This window comes from Acutalibacter caecimuris (genome assembly GCF_034335085.1).
Taxonomy (GTDB): domain Bacteria; phylum Bacillota; class Clostridia; order Oscillospirales; family Acutalibacteraceae; genus Acutalibacter; species Acutalibacter caecimuris.
The window spans coordinates 1-20,375 of the sequence record NZ_JAWXXJ010000030.1 but is presented as its reverse complement, the minus strand read 5'-3'; the positions used below and the strand labels follow the sequence as shown (position 1 = coordinate 20,375).

Sequence of the window (20,375 nt, the reverse complement as noted above, 5' to 3'; positions counted from 1 at the left end):
GGGGGACGCATCAACCGCCCGGCCTTTTTCGGTTTCCTGTGTATGCCTTTTAAGAATCGTTTACAAGCTCCACCGAAAGCTGTACCGTTTTCGGCTCCCCGCAAATGGTCAGCTCCACTTTGGCCCTGCGGGCGTGGCTGTCATACTGGATAGCGCGGCTGGCAAAGTTCCCCAGCACCCCGCCCACGATCTTGAGGGAGCCGTCCGGCTGCCTGCGCACCCTGGTGGGTTCCAGGGGCCTGCCGCCCCCGGAAAGCACCTTGATCCACTCGGCCTCCAGGTAGGTGAGCCGGGAAGGGGAAAGGCCGCTGGTGCCCAAAAACCGCTGCACATGGGGCACGGCCCGCACCTTATAGTAGTTGTCGGCGTTATAGTCCAGGCTTACAAACACATAGCTCGGAAAGAGGGTATACTCCTTGTGTGTCCAGGCCCCGCCCTTACGGACAGCCCGGTTTTCCCTGGGCACCAAAGCAATCATGCCCATGCCCCGCAGCGCCTGCTGCACGTCCTGCTCCTGCCCGGTATCTACCTGCAGCACATACCACATACCCTCACCCCTTTTCCAAACCGTCCCGCTTTTTCGCGTTCAAAAATTCGCTTACCTGCCTGTAAAGCTCCGGCTGCTCCCTGGCCATGGCCTCGAATACCAAAGTCCGCACAGCCTCCAGCCCCGCCTCGGTGGCGTCCTGGTTCTGCATTTCCACCCGCTTCTTGTAGGCGGCGGCCCGCACCAGGGCATTGGCCTCCCGGAGCATCTTGTCAATGCTTACCCCATGCCAGTCCTCCTCGCTGGCCCCGGCCAGGGCGTTCAGCAGGTTCTGGCTGGTAAGCCGGATAATGGCCTCGGTGGTGTCCAGGTCAGGGTAACGGTCTAACTCATCCATCATGCGCCGGAAATTCTCCTGGGCCACCGCCAGCATCTGTACATTGGCCTGGTATGCCTGGGCGTACCGGCACACGCTTGCCACCGATATGCCCACGCCGTTCTGGCCTAAAAAGTCCACAATCTCCCCATAGGTGGCATTGGACAAAAGCATCTGCTCCACCGCTTCCCGCAGCGCGGGGTCTAACCCGTCTATTTTGCTGTGCTTTCGGTTGCCCGCTTTTTTGCCCATGTGCCCGCTCTCCTATACTTCGATCATGTTGTCCTCTATGCCGCCTTTCAAAAGGCGCTTGCCCCGGCTGGTGAGCTTACCCTCCAGCTCGGTATATTCATGGTCTGCCAGCAGCGCAGGCTCCCGTGTAGAAATCAGCCTTAAATGGATATAACCCTCAGACGCCAAAAAGTTTACGCTGTCCAGGAATTCATCCTCGGCCACACCTTCACCAGCCAGCAGGCTTTGCAGGTTGCCCAGCTTATTGTACTTGTGGGAGAGGATATTCAAGGGCCGCAGCACCCCGCCATTGTTCTGGACAAAGTTGCCAGCCCGCAAAAGGCTCTTGTCGCTGCTGGACACTTCCACCATATCGTCATCGATCCCTCCGGCCCGCAGCCTTATGCCCTTGCCGGTGAGCTTGGCCTCCAGGGCTGTATATTCCGCATCGGCCAGGGTGGCCGTCTCTTTGGTGGAAATATACCGCAGGTGAATATATCCCTCTTCTGCCAGGAAGTTGACGCTTTCCAGAAATTCATCCGGGGCCATGCCGCTGCTTTTCAGCATCCGCTCTATCCCGGCCAGCTTGTTAAACTTTATGCGCAGGATATTGACCGCCTGCAAAACCTGGCCATTGTTCCGGGCAAAGTTACCAGCCTTTATGCGCTTTACGTCCATTTCCGTCATGCGCCCCTGCCTCCCTGTTTCATCAATATATCCAGTATTGTGTCTAGCTTGCGCTCTGTTTTGGCCTGCTCACGAAAAAAGTCCTCTTTGGTCAGATAGTTTTCTGTTATCTTTTTTATTTCTGCCTGTGTAGCATCGTGGTCTTTATCATGCACCCTGCGGGGGGTATAGTCCTGTTTTATCCGCTCAATATCATCGGCCAGCCTATCTACCCGCCCGAACACAGTCCGCTTTACCAGGTAGGTCAAGCCGCCTGTTATCAGTCCCAAAAGGGCCAGCGCCAGCCACCATGTCCCATTATCAAACGTCACACGAACACCCCCGAAAAAAGAAAAGGTATGATTGATTTGTCTCAATCATACCTTCAAAACACGCAAGCGGTCAAATAAAGTGCTTTACTATTTGATTTTACTGGAAAGATAGCTGGCCATCCAGGGGCGGGCGCGGACTTCCCGCACCTTATCTGATACAATACTCCTTATTGTGACTTCTGTCAATCCGTATTTCTGCGCCAGGGGCCGGAAGTTGTAACCGTCAAACTCGGCCCTTATCCTGTTGTCCCGGTCGGCCCGCTCGAATTGGTCAGGCTTGGGGATATAAATGCTCATGCCTCCATAGGCTGCCACCAGCTTTTTGTAATTGTCCAGGCCCACGGTCTCGGCCACCTGCTGCTGGTTTTCGTCCAGGTCGCCCATTGTGATTTTATCCAGTACGCTCATGCACCCTCACCTCCCGGAATTGGCCACATACTTTTTCAGTATTTCTATAAGCCGGTTGCAGGTCTCAAAGTCGATCCAGACAAAAGGCTCCTTTGGCAGGGCGTCTATGTGCAGCTCTTTTTTCAAGATACCACACAGGCGCTGCCCTAAAGTGGCCCTGCTGGGCGCTGTGTCCGCTTTTTGCAGCTCATAGAGCAAAGCCCACACCTTGCGCTGCTGGGCTGCCGTAGCCCCGCCAGGGCGCTCTGTGTGCGTCTTAGGCTTACGGCGCGGGGGAGGGGTGCCCTGGCGCTGCTGCAGGTCGTTTATTACCGCCTGGGCCTCGCTGCTGGTGAGCGCCCTTACAGAGCCTTTCCCGGTAATGGCAGCCACCAGGGAGTGCAGGGCGTCCTCCTCGTTGTCCCGCTCCACAATGCCCAGCGCATTGCCTATGGCGTATATCTTCCTAATCTGCTGCCCGTTGATGGCTGCCATAGCGTCTTCCTTTCCCCGCCTACGCTGGCGGCTGCTCTGCTTCCACGCCCACCTTGATGCTTTCCTCCACGATAACGGCGGCCCGGATGATGTCCACGGCCTCCTGGGTGCTGCCCTGCCAGCCTGCGGCCCGCAGCACCTGGGTGAGCCATTCCCAATTTATCACCTCGGCGGCAAGGTAGGCCCAATCGCTGGCCTCCTGCTCCGGCAGGCCGCCCACCTTCATGAGCGCGGCCTTGTCCCGGTTGTAAGTACCCTTGAGCCGTTTCTGCAGGGTGGCCTGCACCTTGGGGTCGCTGCTGATTTTCTGGATCAGGCTATTAAGGCTCCCCTCGGTATAATTCCCCTGGGCCACCATGCCCAGCAGCTTTTTGCAGGGGGCGGTCATGGTGTCGGTGCTCTCTGTCTTGATAAAGTCCCCGGCCACCTTGCCCAGCACCTCCTTTACCATCGTAAGGGATACCGGCTTGACTGTGGCGGCGTTTGTCACCGTCACCCGGCTGTTTTGGCTGCCCCAATAGGAGGCGGTCAGCAGCTTGGTGTCCTTAAGGTCATCGGCGGCCAGGGTCTCAAAGTATCCCTTGAGCCAGTCCATGCGCTCCTTTATACGGCTGGATTCAAGGGTCAGGGCAGCGTATTCGTCCACATAAGCCTTGACCTGTTCCTGGTTAATCATCCCCGGCCACCTCCCGCAGGCCCTGGCGGCACTCCCGGCAGATATCAAAGCCCCTAAACTTTATAACACCCTGGGTGCCGCCGCAGATATTGCAGGTCGGCAGGTGCTTCTGCAGCAGCAGGCCCCCGTCCTCTGTCGTGGTGATATCCAGCGCCGCGCCCCCCTGCAGGCCCAGCTGGTGCCGCAGCTGCTGGGGGATGGTCAGGGTGCCTTTTTTGCCCAGCTTCTTTTGTGCGTCCATCCGCATACCTCCTTTGTGTTTTCCTCACTCTGCGTCTATCCGGGCTTGTGACCGTTGCCCCAAAGGGCAGCCGCATTAAGGCGGGGCCGAGGCCCCTATAGCTTCAAAACAGGCGTTATAACCTCCTCGGACAATTCCCCCAGGGTGTAGGTGTCCCGGCCCTCGGCCTTGAGCCGTTGGGAAAACTTGTCCATTTCCACCGCTAACTTTAGCAGTTTAAGCACCCCCACCTCCTCCGGGGTGACCTCCCGCATATCCGGCCCCACCATGCAGCCGATAGCCTTAAGGAGGAAAACCTCGCGCCGGATGGGTTCCATGGCCTCATATTCTGCCCATACCTCTTTGGCAAACTTTTTGCGGTTCAGCCGGGGCTTGTCAGGTGGGAGTATTCCTTTCGCCTGCAGCTCCTTTTTGACCTGCGCCCTTTCAGCCTTTTGCCGCTGGGTCATGCGTTTTTGCTTTTTGGGTGCCATATTGCAAGCTCCTTTCCTGGGCTGCGGCGGTTCCAGGCCGCTGCCGCATAGGACGGCTTTTCAAAGAAGCCAGTCCTGCACCCGCACCGTGTGCAGATGACGAAAAATATAAGTTCTGCGCAAAGCCGCCCAATCGCCCAATCATCGTTTATAAAAGCTTCGCCCCCACAAAAGGGGCAGGATTTTAGCTCCATGCCAGCCTCCTTTCCCAATCCCCGCATACCTCGCAGGGGTTCATGATCTGCATTTTCTTCCAGCACACGGGGGAGTCGATGTCTAATCCCCAAAACCGGCAGGTGCAGCAGGCCCGCTCCCCGGTTTCCAGTATCCTGTCGGCTTTCCCGCACCTGCTGCAGGTATAGGGCCAATTACAGACCATCCGCGCCCACCTCCCCGCCGAATATATCCAGCTGGCCGTCCAAGTTCTTGTCATCCATCCACCAGCGGAAAACGTCATCGGCAGTTTTCCACTGGCAGAGTCTGCCCCGTGCTTTGCGTTCCTCTAACATACGGGCAAAGGCGCGGCGGTAAAGGTTTTCAAACTTGGGCCATTTCTGAAATTCACGCCAGCGGAGTTTATCGGCCATCGGGCAGCCAACACAGCCCACCCGGTTAAATCCCATATCATAACAGGGGTTTATATCCGCTTTTGCAGCCGTCAAAAACTGCCATACGTCCCGGTCTGTCCAGTCTACAATGGGATGGATTTTGATTTTTGCTTTCATTTGGCATGGGGCAATTATCCTTTTGTCGCCATTGTCGAAGTCAAAAATCTGTTTTTCCATCTTAGTTTTACCAGACAATTCTGCCACACCCGAATCAGATCGGTTTTTGCTTTCTGCCTTGCGGATGCCAAGTATCATGCAACGGTTTTTGCCGTGCCCCTCTTTCAAAACTTGGCAACAGTATCTCACCGTGCGTACCGGGGGCATGAGTTTTTGGGGGATAAGCGCCCACATGGAGGTGGGCTGCCCCTTGTATTGGGGGTACAGTATTTCACACTTGACGCCCTCCAGTTCCAGCCTACGGAACACCTTGCGCACATGGTAAATAGTTTCCGGCGCATCTGCGGTAGTAAGGCTGTGTATGGCCTCAAAGGGCACCCCGGCCCGCTTGCAAAGCTCCAAGCAAACCTCGCTATCTTTACCGCCAGAATAGGTCAGCAGCAGGGGCTTGTCATAGTAGAACGCACTCAGCTTTGCCGCCTCCTGCAGGCGTAATATGGCTATATGCTCCAGATCCATTTCCACGCTCCTTTCCGTTTTCCTCGCTCTGCATTTACACGGGCTTGCGACCGTTGCCCAAAGGGTAGCTGCATTAAGGAGGGGCTTATAGCCCCATATATTCATTGGCGGCCCTGGCAGGCTCTGCAGGCCCGGCCTCCACCCTGCGCCTGCCGATGCACCCCTGCTGGTAGCCGTCCCGGTATCCGGCCTTATAGGCGGCGTCTGCGGCCCGCTGGGTGGCCGCCGCCTTGCCTATGCTATACCCCAGGTAAAGCAGCAGCGCCACCAGGGGGAGGAACAGCGCCTCGCCGCCCGGAGAAAACGGTCGGCCCTTTACAATCTCAAAGCCCAGCCGGATATACATACCGCTCAAAAGCCCTGCAAACGCCGCCAAAACCAGCGGTAAAACCCTCTTAAAAATCATAAGCCCCTCCTTATACCACGCCTATGCCCATATTGCGGGCCATGTTGTAAAGCCCTGTATAGGTAATATCCTCGTTGTTTACGGCGTTGTTATAGACATTCACAGCGCCCCGGACGCCCCACTTGCTTTGACAGATACCATGCAGGAAAGCGGCCTCCTTTTTCTGGCCCTCCTCGGCCAGTTTGGGGAAAAGGGCCTTTACGTCCTCGGCTGTGACCTTATGGGTGCTATAAAAGCGGTTCATGCGGATACGGGAGAACAGCTGCGCGAACCGGGCCTCCTGCTTGCCCACCATGCGGGTGTATGTCTCGGTGTTGCCGATCAGCGCGATCCCCACACCCTGCTGCCCGGTGATGGGGTTGGGGTCTGTCCATGTGCGTATCTCCTCCAGCGCCCGCAGCTGCAGGTGCTGGGCCTCGTCAATGATGATTACCCGGTTGGTGCCCTCCAGCTTCTCCCGGATGGAAAGGGCCAGCTCCAGCTTGCTGCGGCTTTCCGGCGCCCGCAGCGCCCGCGCCAGCATCTTCAAGAGGTTGCCCAGGGTGCCGATGCTGGGGGTAGCCTGTATGTACACGCTGCTGGTGGGGTTGTCCCTCACAAACTTTTCCGCGCCCTTGGTCTTGCCGATGCCTGCATCCCCGTGGATAATGACCATGCCCTTTTCCAACTGGCAATAGCGGATCAGCTTGTACACGTCCTCGGAAATGGAGGTGGGGATATAGTCCTGGATGGGCTTATAGGGCAGGGCCTTTTCGGTGCTGGCGTCTTGTTCGTCCTGGGCCTTGAAAAATTCCTCCAGCTTGCTTTCCAGGGCTGAAATATCGCCGTTATCGTACATACTGCGGCGGTATTGGGAAAGGGCCGTCTGGCTGATACCCATAAGGGGCGCGGCCTTGGCCTGGCTGATCTGCCTGTCCTGCAAAAACTGCTCCACCCTTGCCTGCAATGCGCTGTTATAAACCTTACTCATTGTCAAAGCCTCCATTTCGTTTCATTGCGTTTCTATTCATAACATCCAGGTCAGGCCCGCCCACTGCCTTAAGTAGCGGCTCCTCGTTGGGCCTTTGCAACTCCAGCACTTTGGGCCGGGGTTCCGGGATGATCCGGGCCGTTTGGTTTTCATGGGCCTGCTCCAACACCAATTCCAGGGCGGTACGCCTGCCGAAAGCCTGTACTGTGCTGGCCTCCAGGGCCTCTTTGGTAATGCGCTCCAGCCGCCGCACCTTGCCCATGGCCTGCTTGACTTCTTCCTTGCTGGCCCCGTAGGTGAGTACAGCTGTATTATCCACAGGCACCTCCATGATGAAACGATCCTCCAGGTCATACACCCGCACGGCGCTTAAATCATCGGGGTCATAGCGGAAATACACCTTTTCGCCCATATAGTTAAAGATAAAATCATCGCTCCAGTAGTCAAGCCGCTGGCCCGCGATGTCCAGATGCACCCCGCGCCGGGTGACCTTCTGTACCCTGGCGCTGCGCATGAGCATGAGGTTCAAGTCCTCGGCCCCGGCCACCCTCTTGGTGTGCAGGTTTTCATTGTAGACCTGCTGGCGGGGCTTGCCATGGTCTGCGGCTACCTCGCCGCCATAGGGCTGCTGGTTAAAATACCCGTCCAGCAGGGTATCCACTGTGTCGATGAAAGTAGCGTCCAGGGGGATTTCCCCGTTTTTCAGCACACCCTTGAGCTTTTCCGGCTTTTCCACCACGTTGCCGCCCGTGTAGGTCTCAAACAGGCGGGACAGTTGGTCTTTCACATCCCGGAAGCGCCGCTCTATGATTTTCGCCTTGGCGTTCTTTACGATGGCATTTGTCATCTTGATGCCCAGCCGCTCAAATACCGGGGGCACTTCAAAGCGCTCTTCGCCGTCCTTGGGCTTTTTCTTCCGGTGGCCCAGGCCGCCAATGTCGTGGGTCAAAAACTCGCGGCCATTGTCCACATAGATATTCTCCGGGATGCCGTATTTCAAAATGCCCTTGCGCAGCGCGATGAGCGTTGACTGGCTGCTGGGGGCCGTGGTGACGTGCCACCCGGTATAGAAGCCCGACCGTGCGTCAAAGAAAGCCGTAAGGTACAGCCGATGGAGCTGGCCGTTCTCGCCCTGGGTGATAACGTCAAAGGTGTGGTTGTCTGCCACCCACCACTCATTGCTGGCCATGGCCTCATATGTACGCCGGATATACGGGGCGCAGCGGTCGCGAAAAGCTTTCTGGCCCTGGCGGCCCAGCACTTCCACTGCCTCGGGGATGTCCCTCTGTATCCTGCGCCAGAAAGTGGAATAGGCGGGGATATCTGCCACCACCTGGGGGGCCGTGTCCTGGAAGTATATCCGGGTGTACTCATAGCACTTTTGGATGGGATGCTGGGCCTCGTCCAGGTAGTAGCTCAAAAAAGTCTGCCACATTTCCTCGGTGATTTTGCTTTTCCCCTTGCGGGCCTTGCCGCGCTTGTCCAGCAGGCCGTCCAGGCCCAGCTTGCGAAAATTGCGCTCCTTGCGGTATAATGTATCTACCGAGAAGGTATTTTCCGGGTCTGTTTTGGCACAAAGGGCGATAAATTTATCATCGGCCTCGGCCTTGCTGCCTGGGTAGCGGTCGCGGTAGGTTTTCCACTCTTTCAGTGTTTTTTCCCACCACATGATTTCTTGACGTTCGTCATCCGTGTAATGGTCAAAAGGTTTATCCTTTTTGCTGGCGGCTATAGATGCCTTTGGCAAACTGGCCTTTACCTGGGCAAAGTATTTTTCTTGTATAGGCTTATCCAAAACGCTAATTGCGAACAGGTAAGCAGGTGAGTTAAACTCATTGTAAACGCACTCTGCATCAAGTTTACCGCTTTCAGCCCAGCGCCGGATTGTGCTTTCGTTTTTGTTGTACAACTTGGCAACTTCTTTGGTCGTGAGCCTGGTTTCCACTTTTTCACCGTCTTTCGTGACCTGCCATCGTCAGCGCAGGGCGGTCATCCCCTGCGGACTGCCCCATGGGGCAGTTTCGGCTTATGCACTTCTTGCGTCTGTAAAAATGTCCTCCACCTTACAGTCCAGCACTTTTGCTATCTCTCTGGCCCGCAGGTGGTTGATCCGCTTTGTTCTACCGCTTTCAATGCGGCTAATAGCACAGCCGCTTAAATCTGACTGCAAGGAAAGCTGGTGCTGTGAAAGCCCGATTTCCTCCCGCCGTCTTTTGATTTCTGGAACATTTGGGATTACAAACATTTTTTGCCCTCCTTGTATTTGTACGTTTGACGAACTTACAGTGTTATTATAGCTTGTACGTTTGACAAAGTCAAGCCTTTTCGCAAATTTTTCTTTTGCATTTGTACAACTTGTGATATACTAGGAAACATCAAAGAGTGAAAGGTTGTAGTACAATGAAAAAAAACCCAGAAAATACCCTCGCTATCCGCCTTAAAGAGCTAAGGCTAGAGAAAGGAATAACGCAAAGACAGCTTGCTGCTGAAATAGGGGTAAGCTATGGTGCTATTGTTGGTTATGAGAATGGCCGCCGGGAACCCAATTCTAAGGCGATGGCTGCGCTGGAGCAGTATTTCGGTGTAAGCGGCGAATTTCTTCGGGGTGGGGTAGATCGGGATGCCTTTATGGAGAATATCCCCGTAATACACGCCGAGCTGGATAGGGTGATAGCCCGAATGGGACAATTTAAGGATGCCTATACCGTAAGCAATCAGGACGAGCAAGCCCTGGCTACCAGCGTACTATCCCAGGCCCTTGAGCTTATTACAAAAAATCTCCTGCAGCAGAACAAGCCGATCAATATGGATTACCAGGAAATTACAGGGCCGTTTGCCGCTGTCTTTCAACTAAATGCCGCAGGCCGCGCCGAATTAAACAAGCGGGCCGAGGAACTGCAGCAGCTGGCGCAATACAAAAAATAGTATCATTTGCATAACCTTACCACACCCATGGAGCGCTGTCTTAGGTTTGTAAGGAAATGACAAAATGCGTAAGATTCTTACGGAGTTTGTCGTGCTTTCCGAGCTTTTTAAGGGACGAAACTTTTGTAAAACCCGAGCGTGGGTAGCCCGTGCAATGTGGGGAAACGCCTCGATTACAAAAGCGCCCGAAAACCTAGTGTTTTCAAGGCCCGTGCATAGTTTTGTAGCCCGTGCAAAAAATGCACGGGCTAATTTCGCTTAAAAGCAAAAAACAAGCCCTTTAAGCGGCGTTTGTATGCGTTCGCTTAAAGGGCTGCTGTTATTTTCTTAAAAGCCGCTTAAACCGCGCCAATGCTGGGTTTGTGCGGTTTCTTAAAAGATTTCTTGTGCGTCCTTAAACGCTCCTAAAGGGCAAATTTGAACGGTTGGCAGCTTTACGCCGCACAGGCCACTTTGGGGCCGCAAACGGGCAAAAAAATTTTGCAATCCCATTTTGCGAGATTGCAAAATTTTCACTTCCATTCAAGCAGTTTTACGCGAAAAAACCTAGTATTTAAGCCGTTTCCCGGAGTTTTCCATATTTTTTCATGTTGAAAAGTAGGCCCGTCCTGGGTTTTGCAGGTCTCTTGAAAACTTACACTGGGGGCCTCTAACGCGTTCCAGTTTCACGGTCGCCTGCCGGAGGATAGGGCCACGCTGATTACGGCAATCGACAAAATCATTGACACGGTAGGCGAGGAAAAGTTGCGTGATTACCGCAGGAATCTTCGACACCTATAAGGGAGGATTTTTGTGCATTTCACAGGAAGAACATGGCGGCCGCCGTATGAATCGCAGTCCGTCATTTTGCAGGCGACATCTGGTTGCACACACAACAAGTGTACCTTTTGCAACCTCTATAAAGATGAGATGTTTCGGATGTCCCCCATGGATGAATTTGAGGAGGATTTAGCGGAAATTAAGAGCTATCAGCCCAACGCCCGGCGGGTATTTCTCACTGGCGCGAACCCCTTTGCTATGAGCTATGAGAACCTCAAGCTGCGCGCCCTGACCATCCGAGAGTATCTCATAAAGTGCCAGTCCATCGCCATGTTTGCAAGTATCCGGGACATCAAGAACAAGGAAGTCTGGCAACTCAAAAAGCTCCGGGCCATGGGTATCAATGGCCTGAGTATCGGCACGGAGAGCGGCGATGAGGCCACCCTTGCGCTGGCAAACAAAGGCTATACCGCCGATGATATTTTGGAGCAGTGCCGCAAGCTGGACGAGGCTGGCATCGAGTATTATTTTGCCTATATGACCGGGCTGGCTGGGAAAGGTAATGGGCGGCGCAACGCTGTCAATTCTGCAAAGGTGTTCAGTCAGCTTAACCCATATTTTATCTCGGTAGATTCATTGACGCTTTTTCCGGATACGCAGCTGTACCAGTTGGCAAAGCAGGGTAAGTTTACACCGGCAGATGAAAAAGAGCGCATCGAAGAACTGCAAACGCTGATTGAAAATTTGCACATTCGCACCCATCTCTTTGCAAACTCCGTTTCCAATTATTTTCCCTTTACGGCACGTCTGCCATATGAGAGAGAAAAGGCGATTGGCGAATTGCAAGATGTACTCGACGGTACGGAGGAAGATGAAATGCTGGGATACCGGCAGAGGCTTCGGTCGCTTTGAAAAATCAGTAAGTATTTATCCCTTTGTTAACATCTAGCCACTTGATTTATTACCCGCCTGCGGCTATAATCCTTGTAAAAATCGAGAAATTTCATACAGGCTCCACATTGCGATGTTAACACTGAAGTCTTAGACAGGCTGGTGGACACCTAAAATCTGCGGAACGAACTGCACTTGGACTGTATCAAAACTGTCAAGGGAATCGGGTACAAACTTAAGGTTAGCCAGTGAAGAAATTGAATATATTCCCGAAAACTTTCCTATACACGCAGGGACTTATGCTGGTCATTGTACTGCTGTCCCACGCGCTGGTATACTTTCTCATGCCGCGCGCCTATAACTACCAGCAGAAAAAAGCTTTCGAAACAGATGCAACTGCCCTGGCTGATAAAATCATATCGTCTGCACTTGACAAGGGAGTAACCCTTGTCATAGACTTTGCTGCCAAATGGAGTGCGAACGCCGCCGTTAGTTATGATGATTTTTCATTTACTGTGGATTTGCTGAAAGCAGAACCTAGCTCTCCTGTAAGTTTAGATGGCAAGGCTGATTTTACCATCAGAGCCGACTCTACGGAAGATGGGCTAAAAATCTTGCTTGCAGAGGAATCCTACGGCGGAGCAGACTTCTTTAGAGTTGAAAAAGATAGGGATACCTATCTCTCCAAATGCAAGGATTTGGCCGACCGGCTGGCATAGATGATTAAGGAGATTCTCGGCGCGTCCAGGGCTGAATTTGCGGGAAATCAGGAATATACAGATTTTTCTTTATAGGACGCGGTTCGCACGATTTTGGAACCATATCAAATTATCGCAAAAGGGATAAACCTGGAAATTGATTTTACTGAACCGGCTGTTATCCACCTGCCGCGAAGGATGATTGAAAAAGTTATTTCCAATATTCTGGCAAACGCAGTGTCCTACACAAAGCCTAACGGTTCTATTATAATTTCCTGCCACTAACGGCGGATCATGGTGGAAAACGAGTGTGCGCCCATCCCGCTGGAACATCTTGCCCACATCTTTGAACCATTCTATCGGTAAGACTATGGCCGCGACCGCGCGACTGGCGGGAATGGATTAGGGTTATACTTTGTTGCAACAATATTGCAATCTCTGGACATTCCTTTTAGATTTACCCCATCTGAAAGCATAACAGGAGTGTCATTTGAAATTAACTTCTGAGTCAATTCCATATTAGCTCCACATTTGCTCCATAATCGTTCCATACGGACATGATATGATACCTTCAACAAAAAAGATTAGAGGTATCTTTTTTTGAATGTATTCAGACGGGCCATCCTATTACAACACACGCAAACCTAGAAAAAGTCTGACTTTATTCCTGCTTTTTCTGCTGATAACGCTCTTTTGCACCATGAGTTTTGCCGTGCTTGATACAGTGCAGAGCGCCGCCGACAGCTTGCGGGAAACCGTGGGCGCATCCCTTACCTTGTGGGGAAAGCCATTAGAGATTGACGCGGACGGCAAAGGTTATTCCATGGAGTTTACGGAAATCCTCCCGCAGGATGTTCAACAGATTGCAAGTAATCCCGAAATCAAGGCTTACTAGGCTCAGCACACCATTTGTGCTACAGCTAACTGTTTCATTTATCCATCCGATATGCCATCCGGCCCGGTTTATGGGAACACAGAATCCGCATGGAATCCCAATTTTATCTGCGGTATTCTGACGCTGGTCGAGGGACGGCATATCACTCAAAAAGATGAAAATGTTTCGATCATTAGTCGGGAACTGGCAGAAGAAAACAGCTTACATTTGGGTGATAAACTGTCATTTTCAGAGCCATCACTAACCGTGAAAGTTATCGGTATCTATAAGAGCGGCCCCAGCATGGAGTTCGATCATGACACAATTTTCACAGACCTTGAAACGCTTGTCGGCAGCATAGGATGGGTGGACTTCTTCGTAGCTGACCCCGCAAAGTTAGAAACGGTCATGGGTAAACTCAAAAGGGATACCTATGCTCTGCAAGCGAACACAGCAGAGTATGACGCCATCTCCGCGCAGCTTGCTACTATAGGTAGACTTACCACAGCGCTGATAATTGCGACTATTGTGGTCAGCACCACGGCACTTCTCCTTACACTGGCTATGCGAATCCGTGGGCGTACCCATGAGGTAGGAATTCTGATAGCCATTGGAATCCACAAAAGCCAAATTCTCGCACAATTTATCATTGAAACCATATTGCTTTTAGCACTGGCTATGTTGATATCCTGCCTGATCAGTTATGCCGCAACAGCACAGTTTCAAGTATACTTGCGGAAGATGATAGGAGCAGTCACCGTAGCAATTCCGGCGAGAAATATCCTGCTGCAATATACGGTTGAAATAGCCGTTATAGTGTAGCAATCCTAGTAGCGGGATACCATACTCTTTTTCATAATCATCCAGTTTCCCAACCAGAGGGACGGTTTCCTCCGCCAGGTCCTTTTCACGGCCCATATTGAGAAGTCCTGTTTTGATGGCAGAGGTATCTCCCTTTGGCGTTACGGATACGCTCACGGATAACATAGCCGTGTTCCTCCAGCTCATTCACCGCAGAGCAGATGCTGTCCACACCGTCCTTGCAGATTTTGGCAAGCCCCCTGGTGGTGTAGTCCCAATCTTCGGGGAGGGAGAGCATAAGGGATAACAGGCCCTTTGCTTTCAGGGAGAGTTTTGTGTTCCGCAGATGATGGTTTGCCATCACGGTATAATCACGGGTTTTCTCTATGCGGAAAACTGCCATGTGCCGCACCTCCTTTCCATAGTTTCAAAAAGTGTCGTTTTCTTCGGTTTTTTCCTCTCGTATGGGTTCTGCCGGAGAGGGAGGATAAAACACCCTGCCGCCAATGGAAGAACGGCACACGGGGAAGAAAACAGCTGATTTTCCACCTTTTTTGAGGCATTTTCACAAGGCTCTGTCCTTGCGGCCATAGTAGAGGTGGCCTCCCATGACTTTTGCATGGCTCTTAATTTTGATATGGCCCTTGTCCTGGTTGTCCAGGGATTTCTGATAGCCCTGCTCCGTGAGGAACAGCCGCATACGTTCTCCCTTATTGCCGACAGGGGACTCATGGGAAAGCACATCAAAGATAACCATGTGCCTGGTGTCAGGGGCGAAACGCTCCAGGGCCATAATGTCATGGCCTGCCAGCCTTTCCGCGCCGGATTTCTGCCTGGCCTCCGCAAGCATTTCCCCAATGGTCTGAGGTTTCTCCGGCAGACGATAATTCTTTTGGATGTCATTTACCACCGCCATACATTCATCAGCGGAGAGGGTGCGGAGTTTCTTCAGGAGGCTTTCAGAGGACTCTTTGGTTTCCGGCTTTGTCGCATAGCGGTTCAGCATGGCAAGCTCGTGGAGAGTGCCGATCTGGTCGGTGCTCTCAATCTGATAGGCAAGGCGTTTTTCATTTTCGGTTAGGTTCATGGATGGCTCCTTTCTGATTTTGGGTACAAAAAAAGCCATAGGAATTTTTCACCTATGGCATAATCTCCTGTACCTGCTGTGAGGTCACGGAGGCAACAGAAAAGGGATACTGTTCTGAAAACAATCTCCCTTTTGCTGTTTGGTATTTAATTTTAAGCCAAAGCCCTGTCTGTTACTGTCCGCAAACCTTTGATTTTATTGGTTTTTTACTACCATCCTTATCAAAGCCTTGCTAACACTGGCTTTCCGGCGTTCTCTTATCTTCCGTTTATTTCTAATAAAATCCCTCAAGTTCGGATTTGCGCACAGCACCCGAAATCAGTTGTACCTTACGGTATCGTGGGTTCGAATCCCACCGTCTCCTCATTTTATATCCCAAAATTCTTTGAATGAAACAAAAAGCGTGGAATCACCTATGATACCATGCTTTTTGTGTTTTCTTTTGCAAAAAAACTGTTATAAGCCACTAATAAGTGAGTTTATTAAGAGAACCATTTGAAATGAATACCACTAATCTGTAAGTTTTGCTTGAAAGCAATCGAAGAATCCGTTATAATGTTAGGAAAGGAAAATTGACATGAAGTTGTCCCTGTTGGAATCAAAGATTTTTGGCAAGGTGTGCTATGGCTTTCGCCGCGATGAGAACAAAAGAATAGAGATAGTCCCACAGGAGGCTGGAATCGTACAAGAAATTTTTGCTCTTTGTCTGGCAGGTAATAGTTTAGAGAAAATCCAGGATCATTTGAGCAAGCGAGGAGTCCTTTCTCCATCTGGGAAAGCAGTGTGGAGCCGTGATATATCGAATAAGCTGTTAAATAATTATAAATATACGTTTGGCATTATCGACCATGCCACCTACTGTGCAGTAGAAGAAATAAAATCTGGCCGATGCCGAAACCCCAATCGAAATATTGAGAATGTTGAAGAACGGAACGAGCAAGCCAGCCTGAGCTATTCAAAGTTGTTGCAATAAGAATGGCTATTTTCAATGGAGATTTTTAAGTCATATGCAAAGTACAGTTTACAAGGGACTACACAAGGTAACGGTCTGACGGGCGCTGATATGCCCGTCAGATTTTCCATGTGATGTTTAAGCTGTCGCTTGTGGCGGCAATGGTGGTAATCATCAAATCCACTACCCGCCGCTTGTCGTCAAAGGATACGTTCTTCCAAGTGTCGAGGTAGCCGGAAATCTGGCTGACCTGTTCCGGGCTGATGGCTTCCACGGTCAACTCCGCCATCTTCGCCAGAAGTTCCTGCTTGCGTCCGTCCAGTTCGGCTATCTTCACATTCACATAGGAGAGCAGCACATTATTTGCGCCTGTCAGACTGTCCAGCAACTTTTCAATCTCGCTATCCACATGGGCAAGTTCCACTTGCAGGGCGGTGATTTTGGGATTGGCCTTTGCCGCTTTCTTCCTGCCCGTCAGTGTCTTGTAGCTGTCCAGCTTTTTCACCATCTGCCGATACACCACCGCTTCCAGTTCCGCCGTGATGATTTTCCCACAGCCGGGACAGCTTTTGTTGTCCAGCCGTTTCGTACAGCGGAGGTACTGTCTGCCGGAGGGATTGAAGATACTCATAAGGGCGTACCCGCAGTTCCCGCACTTGATTTTCCCCGCCAGCCATGTATGGGTGGTTTTCCGGGCGGACTGGATTTTCATGTTGTTCATCAGTTTCTTGCGGCAGGTCAGCCATATATCCGAGGGGACAATCCCCTCATGGGGCGCAAGCACCAGCATTTGGTCTTTCAGGCTTTGGGCCTTGCCCGGCTTCACATCCCGGCCTTGATAGAGATAACACCCGTTCATGCCCGTGAAGTCGGCGACGTCATTGACAAGCACCGTCCCCTGGCTCTTGAAAAACTCGTACACATCCAAGTCCGCCTGCACATAGACGGGGTTGCGTAACATCTGCGCCAGCGTGGGGCGTATCAGTTCCCGGCCATTAAATAAAATGCCCTGTTCCGCAAAGTGCCGGGTAATGTCCCCATAGGAAGTTGTCGGCTCGGCGTACATTTCAAACATCAGCCGGATATTTGCCGCTTCCTCCGGCTTCACTACCAGCCGCTTTGTATTGATACCGTCCATCTTGATAGGCTCCGTATGGAAGCCATAGGGGGCTTTCCCGCCCATCTTGAAGCCCCGCTGACTGCGGGAATAGTAAGCGTCCGTCACCCGCTTTTGTATCGTTTCCCGTTCCAACTGTGCGAACACGATACAAATATTCAGCATGGCCCGGCCCATCGGGGTTGAAGTATCAAACTTTTCCGTGGAAGAAACAAACTCCACATTGTACTGCTGGAACAGCTCCATCATGGTTGCGAAATCCAGAATGGAACGGCTGATACGGTCAAGTTTGTAGACAATGACTTTTGCTATCAGGCCCTTTTTAATATCCCGCACCAACTCTTGAAATTTCGGGCGGTCTGTGTTTTTGCCGCTGTATCCTTTATCTGTGTATTCCCTGCAACTACCGCCTTTCAATTCGTATTTGCAAAACTCAATCTGGCTTTCAATGGAAATGCTGTCCTTTTTGTCTACCGATTGTCTTGCATTGATTGCGTCTATCCGATTATTCATATTGTCGCTCCTTTTCTTAAAAAAGAAACGGAGCTGCTGACAGTCTTATTATACCGCCAACAGCCCCGTAAATCAATGATGTGGCTGGAAAAACTTACGCCCCGGCTTCCTCTTTCTGCCGCTTGTCGGCGTACTTGCGGAACACCTCATAAAGCTGCTGTTCCAGTTCCCGGCGTTTGGCCGCTTCCTGCTCCGGTGTAAATACCGGGGAGAGATTTTCCAGCGTGATTTCCTTTCCTTGAAAAGTCACGATTTCTGTTTCCTTTTTGTATCTGATATTCGTTATAAAATCACCTTTCCTTTCCATAGTTCGGTTGCCGCTTCAACTCTGCCAGCACTTCCGGCGGGATACGGTCAACCAGCCGTTGAATGTTGTGTAACTCGCTTTCCAGCTTTGCCCGTTCCATAACGCCTTTCATCTTGTCCTTTTCGCTGGCCTTTGCCCTTGCCTCCAGTTTTTCATTTTCTGCCAAGAGGTCATTTATCGTGACCTTGTATTTCTTCAACTGCCCGGAGAAGTTCTCCATCTGCGGAAACCACTTTTTGAGCATAGAGAGGGCTTCCTCTTTCTTCTTTCCGGCGTTAATTGGATTGATACCGTCCAGCGTGGCTTCAATCGCCCTCGCCTGTTTGGAGAGGGAAACCGCCTGTTTGAAAAGCCGGGTGGGGATATGCTTTCTTCCCGTTTTGCTTGCGCTCTCCCCACGCTCCAAGCTGGGGTACTTCTCCACCATATAGGCGTGAAAATCATCCTGCCATTTCGTCAGATTGGCCCGGTTGCCTATGATTTCTTTGGCGCACAGGCGGTTGTCTTTCGTCAGCGGAACAAAGGTCAAATGCAGGTGGGGCGTTTTCTCGTCCATGTGTACTATCGCCGACACGATATTTTCCCGGCCTACCCGGTCAATGAGGAAGTCCGCCGCTCTTTTGAAAAACGCCTGTATTTCCTCCGGGGATTTCTTCTTGAAAAACTCCGGGCTGGCGGTTATCAGCGTATCGACAAAGCGTGTACTGCCTTTCCTCGTTCTGCACCCAGACTGTTCAATGCGGCTCTGAATGAAATGGTAGTAGCGCCCCTCCGGCTTGACGATATGGAAATTGTACTTGCTCCGGCTGGTGTCAATGTCCGGGTTGCTGGCGTACTGCTCCTTTTTCCGTTCGTGGTGGGCTTCCAGCAGTCTTGCCGGGTTGCCCTTGTGTTTCTCAAATCGCAAAATTGCGTGTTGCGCCATTGAACTCCTTTCCCCATTCCATTCCTTTCCGGCGGGTTTTCCCGCCGAAAATATCTCTGATAGGATTGGAATGGAATCGATATAAATAGATGGTTTTAATCTCTGTATTTCTATATATCGTCCGGTTTCCGTACTCCAAGAGGATTGATTTTCGTACTTGTAGGGTACGGTTTTCATCCCTCCGGCGTACCGCAGCCGGACTTCTTGAAGTCGGTGTTTGGAACCGCTTCATAGGATTTTGGGTAAATGCGGTTGGGTTTTCCACAGCCCTGTTTCTGTATTTCCACCAGCCCCGCATACTGCAACTCCCGCAGGGTATTCACCGCCTTCTGCCGCCCACAGTGGAGCAGGGCGACCACCTCGCAGATGGGGTAATACAGGTAAATCCGCCCATATTCGTCCGCCCACCCGTTTTTCCAGGATAACTCCGCCCGCCGCAGGATAAAGGCGTACAGCACCTTCGCTTCGTTGGACAGGGGCTTGAATGATGGGGCTTCAAAAAGGAAATTGGGGAGCCGGGTGAAGCTGATGACTTTCTCCGGCTGGTGAATGTAAATCGTGTTTGTCATAGCGTGTTTTGTGGACGGTTAGAAGCCCGTTTTCCGGGGTGGGCGATAAAACATACCGCCCGCCCCGGTTTTGGGCTTGCGGAGCCTTGCAAATCAAGGCTTTTCCCCGCCTTAACTGTCCACAGCAGACCTCCTTTTCCGTTCACTTTCTGTTTTCTGCCGCCTGTGTACTCTGGCGGCGCAGTTCGGGCAGTATTTGCCCCGGTTGGATTTTGGCACATAGGGCTTTCCGCAGACCGAGCAGCGTTTCAAAGCACAGTCACGGTAAATCTCCGCTTCCAGCGTCCTATCCAGCGGCAAGACCGCCCAGCGGAACCACTTGCAGCAAACGGAGAATGTAATCATCTGCGGACAGGTGCAGGTGTCGCCATCGTCCAGCGCAAAGCAGTTTCCACCACCACAGTTGCAGCACTCCCGGCGGATCAGGCTGCTGGCCCGCTTCCTCTGCGCCGGGGTCATGCGGTAGGGGAAGCTGTCCGGCCTGTGTTCCAGCGGTGGCAAATGTTGATAGGGTCTTTCTTTCATGCACTCCCTCCGTTGTTCTTCTTGCTGCCGTTTTCCCCGAAAAGGCTTCCTGCCCCATTCCTGCGGCGTGTTCCGGCGTTGGTACGCTCACCCTCTCTGGTCACGGTGTCCAGAAGCGGGGTCACAGCACACTTCCCCAGCCGGGGTATTCCTTTTCAGACGGTCATTTAGTTTTCAAGAGGCTTGTCCATCGATGAACTATCTCAAGTGTATACTTTTTTGATTGCCTGTGCCGTATATCCAAGAGGTAGGAAATCAGCCCGGAAAACTCGCTATTTCCACGCTCTCGGAATTGTGGTATAATGGGAAAATACAGAACAGTAAATTGAAAGTTGACGCCGATGAAAATAAATGAAAAGAGAGAACATCTATGCTCAATGCAGGAAGCAGGATAGTAAATAATTGGATATATCCTATTGACAACGGCTATGTACTGATTGATACAGGG

Annotated in this window: 28 protein-coding genes, 1 other RNA gene and 1 pseudogene; 6 read left to right on the top strand and 24 right to left on the bottom strand. The window is 51.9% G+C overall.

Annotation, left to right across the window (positions count from 1 at the left end):
* Positions 1-49 precede the first annotated feature (49 nt).
* From U8U01_RS14405 to U8U01_RS14330, 17 genes are all read right to left on the bottom strand, one after another.
* Complete coding sequence (locus U8U01_RS14405; protein ID WP_322175637.1) at positions 50-547, bottom strand: transcription termination/antitermination NusG family protein; 498 nt, start codon at positions 545-547, stop codon at positions 50-52.
* 4 nt (positions 548-551) lie between these two features.
* Positions 552-1,115 carry a phage protein Gp27 family protein gene (locus U8U01_RS14400; RefSeq protein WP_322175634.1) on the bottom strand — a complete coding sequence of 188 codons (564 nt, stop codon included), beginning with the start codon at positions 1,113-1,115 and terminating at the stop codon, positions 552-554.
* 12 nt (positions 1,116-1,127) lie between these two features.
* Positions 1,128-1,781 carry a hypothetical protein gene (locus U8U01_RS14395; protein WP_322175632.1) on the bottom strand — a complete coding sequence of 218 codons (654 nt, stop codon included), beginning with the start codon at positions 1,779-1,781 and terminating at the stop codon, positions 1,128-1,130.
* A complete protein-coding gene (locus U8U01_RS14390; RefSeq protein ID WP_322175630.1) occupies positions 1,778-2,092 on the bottom strand; it encodes a hypothetical protein in 315 nt (104 codons plus the stop codon). Before U8U01_RS14390 ends, U8U01_RS14395 begins: the two co-directional genes overlap by 4 nt.
* An 87-nt stretch (positions 2,093-2,179) precedes the next feature.
* On the bottom strand, positions 2,180-2,500 hold the full coding sequence (locus tag U8U01_RS14385) for a Mor transcription activator family protein (RefSeq protein WP_322175627.1): 321 nt from the start codon (positions 2,498-2,500) through the stop codon (positions 2,180-2,182).
* A gap of 6 nt (positions 2,501-2,506) precedes the next feature.
* Positions 2,507-2,974, bottom strand: a complete 468-nt coding sequence (locus U8U01_RS14380; protein ID WP_322175624.1) for a regulatory protein GemA — start codon at positions 2,972-2,974, stop codon at positions 2,507-2,509.
* A 19-nt stretch (positions 2,975-2,993) separates the two neighbouring features.
* On the bottom strand, positions 2,994-3,650 hold the full coding sequence (locus tag U8U01_RS14375) for a hypothetical protein (RefSeq protein ID WP_322175621.1): 657 nt from the start codon (positions 3,648-3,650) through the stop codon (positions 2,994-2,996).
* Positions 3,643-3,891 carry an AbrB/MazE/SpoVT family DNA-binding domain-containing protein gene (locus tag U8U01_RS14370; protein ID WP_322175618.1) on the bottom strand — a complete coding sequence of 83 codons (249 nt, stop codon included), beginning with the start codon at positions 3,889-3,891 and terminating at the stop codon, positions 3,643-3,645. Before U8U01_RS14370 ends, U8U01_RS14375 begins: the two co-directional genes overlap by 8 nt.
* Before the next feature lie 95 nt (positions 3,892-3,986).
* Complete coding sequence (locus U8U01_RS14365) at positions 3,987-4,364, bottom strand: addiction module toxin RelE (protein ID WP_322175616.1); 378 nt, start codon at positions 4,362-4,364, stop codon at positions 3,987-3,989.
* Positions 4,337-4,558, bottom strand: a complete 222-nt coding sequence (locus tag U8U01_RS17490) for a Lar family restriction alleviation protein (RefSeq protein ID WP_367575627.1) — start codon at positions 4,556-4,558, stop codon at positions 4,337-4,339. The genes U8U01_RS14365 and U8U01_RS17490 overlap by 28 nt, the downstream gene beginning before the upstream one ends.
* Positions 4,549-4,743 (bottom strand): hypothetical protein, encoded by a 195-nt coding sequence (locus U8U01_RS14360; protein WP_322175614.1) that lies wholly within the window; start codon positions 4,741-4,743, stop codon positions 4,549-4,551. The genes U8U01_RS17490 and U8U01_RS14360 overlap by 10 nt, the downstream gene beginning before the upstream one ends.
* Positions 4,733-5,608, bottom strand: a complete 876-nt coding sequence (locus tag U8U01_RS14355; protein ID WP_322175611.1) for a phosphoadenosine phosphosulfate reductase family protein — start codon at positions 5,606-5,608, stop codon at positions 4,733-4,735. The genes U8U01_RS14360 and U8U01_RS14355 overlap by 11 nt, the downstream gene beginning before the upstream one ends.
* An 85-nt stretch (positions 5,609-5,693) precedes the next feature.
* Entirely contained in the window at positions 5,694-6,014 is a 321-nt protein-coding gene (locus U8U01_RS14350; protein WP_322175608.1) for a hypothetical protein, read from the bottom strand.
* 10 nt (positions 6,015-6,024) lie between these two features.
* On the bottom strand, positions 6,025-6,984 hold the full coding sequence (locus tag U8U01_RS14345) for an AAA family ATPase (protein ID WP_322175605.1): 960 nt from the start codon (positions 6,982-6,984) through the stop codon (positions 6,025-6,027).
* A complete protein-coding gene (locus tag U8U01_RS14340; RefSeq protein WP_322175602.1) occupies positions 6,977-8,731 on the bottom strand; it encodes a Mu transposase C-terminal domain-containing protein in 1,755 nt (584 codons plus the stop codon). Before U8U01_RS14340 ends, U8U01_RS14345 begins: the two co-directional genes overlap by 8 nt.
* 213 nt (positions 8,732-8,944) lie before the next feature.
* An RNA gene (locus tag U8U01_RS14335) (hammerhead ribozyme type II) lies at positions 8,945-9,011 on the bottom strand.
* On the bottom strand, positions 9,011-9,229 hold the full coding sequence (locus U8U01_RS14330) for a helix-turn-helix transcriptional regulator (protein ID WP_322175599.1): 219 nt from the start codon (positions 9,227-9,229) through the stop codon (positions 9,011-9,013). The genes U8U01_RS14335 and U8U01_RS14330 overlap by 1 nt, the downstream gene beginning before the upstream one ends.
* A gap of 155 nt (positions 9,230-9,384) precedes the next feature.
* On the opposite strand from U8U01_RS14330, the gene U8U01_RS14325 reads away from it, so the two are divergent.
* From U8U01_RS14325 to U8U01_RS14305, 5 genes are all read left to right on the top strand, one after another.
* Positions 9,385-9,909, top strand: a complete 525-nt coding sequence (locus U8U01_RS14325; RefSeq protein ID WP_322175597.1) for a helix-turn-helix domain-containing protein — start codon at positions 9,385-9,387, stop codon at positions 9,907-9,909.
* Positions 9,910-10,701: 792 nt separating this feature from the next.
* On the top strand, positions 10,702-11,580 hold the full coding sequence (locus tag U8U01_RS14320; protein WP_322175595.1) for a radical SAM protein: 879 nt from the start codon (positions 10,702-10,704) through the stop codon (positions 11,578-11,580).
* Positions 11,581-11,858: 278 nt separating this feature from the next.
* Positions 11,859-12,278 carry a hypothetical protein gene (locus U8U01_RS14315; RefSeq protein ID WP_322175592.1) on the top strand — a complete coding sequence of 140 codons (420 nt, stop codon included), beginning with the start codon at positions 11,859-11,861 and terminating at the stop codon, positions 12,276-12,278.
* A gap of 679 nt (positions 12,279-12,957) precedes the next feature.
* Entirely contained in the window at positions 12,958-13,152 is a 195-nt protein-coding gene (locus U8U01_RS14310) for a hypothetical protein (protein ID WP_322175589.1), read from the top strand.
* A 51-nt stretch (positions 13,153-13,203) separates the two neighbouring features.
* Positions 13,204-13,953 (top strand): ABC transporter permease, encoded by a 750-nt coding sequence (locus U8U01_RS14305; protein WP_322175587.1) that lies wholly within the window; start codon positions 13,204-13,206, stop codon positions 13,951-13,953.
* A gap of 127 nt (positions 13,954-14,080) precedes the next feature.
* On the opposite strand, the pseudogene U8U01_RS14300 reads toward U8U01_RS14305, so the two are convergent.
* Positions 14,081-14,335 (bottom strand): annotated as a pseudogene (locus U8U01_RS14300) (helix-turn-helix domain-containing protein); the annotation flags it as partial.
* A 162-nt stretch (positions 14,336-14,497) separates the two neighbouring features.
* The gene (locus tag U8U01_RS17575; RefSeq protein WP_437124399.1) at positions 14,498-14,812 is read right to left on the bottom strand and encodes a DUF5720 family protein; all 315 of its coding nucleotides are present in this window, start codon (positions 14,810-14,812) and stop codon (positions 14,498-14,500) included.
* Between the two features lie 799 nt (positions 14,813-15,611).
* Here U8U01_RS17575 and U8U01_RS14290 point away from each other — a divergent pair.
* The gene (locus U8U01_RS14290) at positions 15,612-15,992 is read left to right on the top strand and encodes a recombinase family protein (protein ID WP_322175582.1); all 381 of its coding nucleotides are present in this window, start codon (positions 15,612-15,614) and stop codon (positions 15,990-15,992) included.
* Positions 15,993-16,089: 97 nt separating this feature from the next.
* Here U8U01_RS14290 and U8U01_RS14285 read toward each other — a convergent pair whose 3' ends face one another.
* The 5 genes from U8U01_RS14285 to U8U01_RS14265 all read right to left on the bottom strand — a co-directional run bounded on the left by U8U01_RS14285 (position 16,090) and on the right by U8U01_RS14265 (position 19,927).
* Complete coding sequence (locus U8U01_RS14285) at positions 16,090-17,601, bottom strand: recombinase family protein (RefSeq protein ID WP_322175579.1); 1,512 nt, start codon at positions 17,599-17,601, stop codon at positions 16,090-16,092.
* Positions 17,602-17,695: 94 nt separating this feature from the next.
* The gene (locus tag U8U01_RS14280; RefSeq protein WP_430981912.1) at positions 17,696-17,887 is read right to left on the bottom strand and encodes a hypothetical protein; all 192 of its coding nucleotides are present in this window, start codon (positions 17,885-17,887) and stop codon (positions 17,696-17,698) included.
* A 4-nt stretch (positions 17,888-17,891) separates the two neighbouring features.
* Positions 17,892-18,833 carry a MobV family relaxase gene (gene mobV / locus U8U01_RS14275; protein WP_322175573.1) on the bottom strand — a complete coding sequence of 314 codons (942 nt, stop codon included), beginning with the start codon at positions 18,831-18,833 and terminating at the stop codon, positions 17,892-17,894.
* 173 nt (positions 18,834-19,006) lie between these two features.
* Complete coding sequence (locus U8U01_RS14270; RefSeq protein WP_322175570.1) at positions 19,007-19,402, bottom strand: replication initiator protein A; 396 nt, start codon at positions 19,400-19,402, stop codon at positions 19,007-19,009.
* A gap of 111 nt (positions 19,403-19,513) precedes the next feature.
* A complete protein-coding gene (locus U8U01_RS14265; RefSeq protein ID WP_016304738.1) occupies positions 19,514-19,927 on the bottom strand; it encodes a cysteine-rich VLP domain-containing protein in 414 nt (137 codons plus the stop codon).
* Positions 19,928-20,375: the final 448 nt, after the last annotated feature.